The following is a 5,249-nucleotide window of genomic DNA, read 5'->3' as shown; positions in this document are numbered from 1 at the left end:
TCTGATAGAGTCGGAAACGCAAGAACGAAAGCCCGGAGGAAAGCCCGAGAGGGTGAGTACAAAGGAAGCGTCCGTTCCTTGAGAACTCAACAGCGTGCCAAAAATCAACGCCAGAAGTTGATACCCCGTCCACTTCGGTGGATGAGGTTCCTTTGAAAAAGACCTGTGAGGTCGCCTTCGGGTGATGCTTGCAGGCAACAACACAGCGAGGACGCAGTGGTCAGTCGGTCATATTCCGACCATGACTGGCCCGCTCTAAGTGCGTGTGCACCCGATTACGGGTAAACATTCATGGAGAGTTTGATCCTGGCTCAGGACGAACGCTGGCGGCGTGCTTAACACATGCAAGTCGAACGATGAAGCCCTTCGGGGTGGATTAGTGGCGAACGGGTGAGTAACACGTGGGCAATCTGCCCTTCACTCTGGGACAAGCCCTGGAAACGGGGTCTAATACCGGATAATACTCCTGCCTGCATGGGTGGGGGTTGAAAGCTCCGGCGGTGAAGGATGAGCCCGCGGCCTATCAGCTTGTTGGTGGGGTAATGGCCCACCAAGGCGACGACGGGTAGCCGGCCTGAGAGGGCGACCGGCCACACTGGGACTGAGACACGGCCCAGACTCCTACGGGAGGCAGCAGTGGGGAATATTGCACAATGGGCGAAAGCCTGATGCAGCGACGCCGCGTGAGGGATGACGGCCTTCGGGTTGTAAACCTCTTTCAGCAGGGAAGAAGCGAAAGTGACGGTACCTGCAGAAGAAGCGCCGGCTAACTACGTGCCAGCAGCCGCGGTAATACGTAGGGCGCAAGCGTTGTCCGGAATTATTGGGCGTAAAGAGCTCGTAGGCGGCTTGTCACGTCGGATGTGAAAGCCCGAGGCTTAACCTCGGGTCTGCATTCGATACGGGCTAGCTAGAGTGTGGTAGGGGAGATCGGAATTCCTGGTGTAGCGGTGAAATGCGCAGATATCAGGAGGAACACCGGTGGCGAAGGCGGATCTCTGGGCCATTACTGACGCTGAGGAGCGAAAGCGTGGGGAGCGAACAGGATTAGATACCCTGGTAGTCCACGCCGTAAACGTTGGGAACTAGGTGTTGGCGACATTCCACGTCGTCGGTGCCGCAGCTAACGCATTAAGTTCCCCGCCTGGGGAGTACGGCCGCAAGGCTAAAACTCAAAGGAATTGACGGGGGCCCGCACAAGCGGCGGAGCATGTGGCTTAATTCGACGCAACGCGAAGAACCTTACCAAGGCTTGACATATACCGGAAAGCATTAGAGATAGTGCCCCCCTTGTGGTCGGTATACAGGTGGTGCATGGCTGTCGTCAGCTCGTGTCGTGAGATGTTGGGTTAAGTCCCGCAACGAGCGCAACCCTTGTCCTGTGTTGCCAGCATGCCCTTCGGGGTGATGGGGACTCACAGGAGACCGCCGGGGTCAACTCGGAGGAAGGTGGGGACGACGTCAAGTCATCATGCCCCTTATGTCTTGGGCTGCACACGTGCTACAATGGCCGGTACAATGAGCTGCGATACCGTGAGGTGGAGCGAATCTCAAAAAGCCGGTCTCAGTTCGGATTGGGGTCTGCAACTCGACCCCATGAAGTCGGAGTCGCTAGTAATCGCAGATCAGCATTGCTGCGGTGAATACGTTCCCGGGCCTTGTACACACCGCCCGTCACGTCACGAAAGTCGGTAACACCCGAAGCCGGTGGCCCAACCCGTAAGGGAGGGAGCTGTCGAAGGTGGGACTGGCGATTGGGACGAAGTCGTAACAAGGTAGCCGTACCGGAAGGTGCGGCTGGATCACCTCCTTTCTAAGGAGCATATAGCCGACTGCGAGCGAATGACTCGCACGGTTGCTCATGGGTGGAACGTTGATTAGTTGGCACGGTTTTCCTGATGGATCACGAGTACTGCTTCGGCGTGGAAAGTGACTCACTGACGGAGGATCGTGCTTGGCACGTTGTTGGGTCCTGAAGGTACGGCCGTTTGGTTGTGTCTTCTTGCCGGCCCCAGTGAACTCGTCAGCTTGTCTGGTGGGGTGATGGGTGGCTGGTCGTTGTTTGAGAACTACACAGTGGACGCGAGCATCTGTGGCCAAGTTTTTAAGGGCGCACGGTGGATGCCTTGGCACCAGGAACCGATGAAGGACGTGAGAGGCCGCGATAGGCCCCGGGGAGCTGCCAACTGAGCTTTGATCCGGGGGTGTCCGAATGGGGAAACCCGGCAGTCGTCATGGGCTGTCACCCACTGCTGAACACATAGGCAGTGTGGAGGGAACGAGGGGAAGTGAAACATCTCAGTACCCTCAGGAAGAGAAAACAACCGTGATTCCGGGAGTAGTGGCGAGCGAAACCGGATGAGGCCAAACCGTATGCGTGTGATACCCGGCAGGGGTTGCGCATGCGGGGTTGTGGGAATGAGCTTGATCGGTCTGCCGGCCGGTCGGCGAGTCAGAAACCGTTGATGTAGTCGAAGGACATGCGAAAGGTCCGGCGTAGAGGGTAAGACCCCCGTAGACGAAACATCAGCGGCTTGCTTGCTCATCTCCCAAGTAGCACGGGGCCCGAGAAATCCCGTGTGAATCTGGCGGGACCACCCGCTAAGCCTAAATATTCCCTGGTGACCGATAGCGGATAGTACCGTGAGGGAATGGTGAAAAGTACCGCGGGAGCGGAGTGAAATAGTACCTGAAACCGTGTGCCTACAAGCCGTGGGAGCGTCGCCGTTGTTCTTCGGAACAACGGTCGTGACTGCGTGCCTTTTGAAGAATGAGCCTGCGAGTTAGCGGTGTGTAGCGAGGTTAACCCGTGTGGGGAAGCCGTAGCGAAAGCGAGTCCGAATAGGGCGATTGAGTTGCACGCTCTAGACCCGAAGCGGAGTGATCTAGCCATGGGCAGGTTGAAGCGGAGGTAAGACTTCGTGGAGGACCGAACCCACCAGGGTTGAAAACCTGGGGGATGACCTGTGGTTAGGGGTGAAAGGCCAATCAAACTCCGTGATAGCTGGTTCTCCCCGAAATGCATTTAGGTGCAGCGTCGTGTGTTTCTTGCCGGAGGTAGAGCACTGGATAGGCGATGGGCCCTACCGGGTTACTGACCTTAGCCAAACTCCGAATGCCGGTAAGTGAGAGCACGGCAGTGAGACTGTGGGGGATAAGCTCCATGGTCGAGAGGGAAACAGCCCAGAGCATCGACTAAGGCCCCTAAGCGTACGCTAAGTGGGAAAGGATGTGGAGTCGCAGAGACAACCAGGAGGTTGGCTTAGAAGCAGCCACCCTTGAAAGAGTGCGTAATAGCTCACTGGTCAAGTGATTCCGCGCCGACAATGTAGCGGGGCTCAAGCGTACCGCCGAAGTCGTGTCATTGCAGCAATAGGGCCAACGCCCGCTGTGATGGGTAGGGGAGCGTCGTGTGCCGGGTGAAGCAGCAGCGGAAGCTAGTTGTGGACGGTTCACGAGTGAGAATGCAGGCATGAGTAGCGATACACACGTGAGAAACGTGTGCGCCGATTGACTAAGGGTTCCTGGGTCAAGCTGATCTGCCCAGGGTAAGTCGGGACCTAAGGCGAGGCCGACAGGCGTAGTCGATGGACAACCGGTTGATATTCCGGTACCCGCTTTGAAACGCCCAATATCGAATCAGGCGATGCTAAGTCCGTGAAGCCGTTCCGGACCCTTCGGGGAAAGGAAAGTGGTGGAGCCGACGAACCAGACTTGTAGTAGGTAAGCGATGGGGTGACGCAGGAAGGTAGTCCAGCCCGGGCGGTGGTTGTCCCGGGGTAAGGGTGTAGGCCGAGGGGTAGGCAAATCCGTCCCTCATATAAGGCTGAGACCTGATGCCGAGCCGATTGTGGTGAAGTGGATGATCCTATGCTGTCGAGAAAAGCCTCTAGCGAGTTTCATGGCGGCCCGTACCCTAAACCGACTCAGGTGGTCAGGTAGAGAATACCGAGGCGTTCGGGTGAACTATGGTTAAGGAACTCGGCAAAATGCCCCCGTAACTTCGGGAGAAGGGGGGCCATCACTGGTGATCGGACTTGCTCCGTGAGCTGGGGGTGGCCGCAGAGACCAGCGAGAAGCGACTGTTTACTAAAAACACAGGTCCGTGCGAAGCCGTAAGGCGATGTATACGGACTGACGCCTGCCCGGTGCTGGAACGTTAAGGGGACCGGTTAGTCACATTTCGGTGTGGCGAAGCTGAGAACTTAAGCGCCAGTAAACGGCGGTGGTAACTATAACCATCCTAAGGTAGCGAAATTCCTTGTCGGGTAAGTTCCGACCTGCACGAATGGCGTAACGACTTCTCGACTGTCTCAACCATAGGCCCGGTGAAATTGCACTACGAGTAAAGATGCTCGTTTCGCGCAGCAGGACGGAAAGACCCCGGGACCTTTACTACAGTTTGATATTGGTGTTCGGTTCGGCTTGTGTAGGATAGGTGGGAGACTTTGAAGCCCCAACGCCAGTTGGGGTGGAGTCGCCGTTGAAATACCACTCTGGTCGTGCTGGATGTCTAACCTCGGTCCGTGATCCGGATCAGGGACAGTGTCTGATGGGTAGTTTAACTGGGGCGGTTGCCTCCCAAAGAGTAACGGAGGCGCCCAAAGGTTCCCTCAGCCTGGTTGGCAATCAGGTGTTGAGTGTAAGTGCACAAGGGAGCTTGACTGTGAGACCGACGGGTCGAGCAGGGACGAAAGTCGGGACTAGTGATCCGGCGGTGGCTTGTGGAAGCGCCGTCGCTCAACGGATAAAAGGTACCCCGGGGATAACAGGCTGATCTTCCCCAAGAGTCCATATCGACGGGATGGTTTGGCACCTCGATGTCGGCTCGTCGCATCCTGGGGCTGGAGTCGGTCCCAAGGGTTGGGCTGTTCGCCCATTAAAGCGGTACGCGAGCTGGGTTTAGAACGTCGTGAGACAGTTCGGTCCCTATCCGCTGTGCGCGTAGGAATATTGAGAAGGGCTGTCCCTAGTACGAGAGGACCGGGACGGACGAACCTCTGGTGTGCCAGTTGTCCTGCCAAGGGCATGGCTGGTTGGCTACGTTCGGGAGGGATAACCGCTGAAAGCATCTAAGCGGGAAGCCTGCTTCAAGATGAGTATTCCCACCTCCTTGAGAGGGTAAGGCTCCCAGTAGACGACTGGGTTGATAGGCCAGATGTGGAAGCCCGGTAACGGGTGGAGCTGACTGGTACTAATAGGCCGAGGGCTTGTCCTCAGTTGCTCGCGTCCACTGTGTTAGTTCTGAA

Annotated in this window: 2 rRNA genes; both read left to right on the top strand. The window is 56.9% G+C overall.

The window, feature by feature from the left end:
* Window positions 1-288: 288 nt before the first annotated feature.
* A 16S ribosomal RNA gene (locus AB0I68_RS38660) occupies window positions 289-1,813 on the top strand.
* 281 nt (window positions 1,814-2,094) lie between these two features.
* Window positions 2,095-5,218, top strand: a 23S ribosomal RNA gene (locus AB0I68_RS38655).
* The 16S and 23S rRNA genes sit together here, the layout of an rRNA operon.
* Window positions 5,219-5,249 lie beyond the last annotated feature (31 nt).

Source organism: Streptomyces sp. NPDC050448, from assembly GCF_040655295.1.
Lineage (GTDB): Bacteria > Actinomycetota > Actinomycetes > Streptomycetales > Streptomycetaceae > Streptomyces.
The sequence above is the reverse complement of the archived record's forward strand: the minus strand, read 5'-3'. Positions and strand labels throughout refer to the sequence as shown.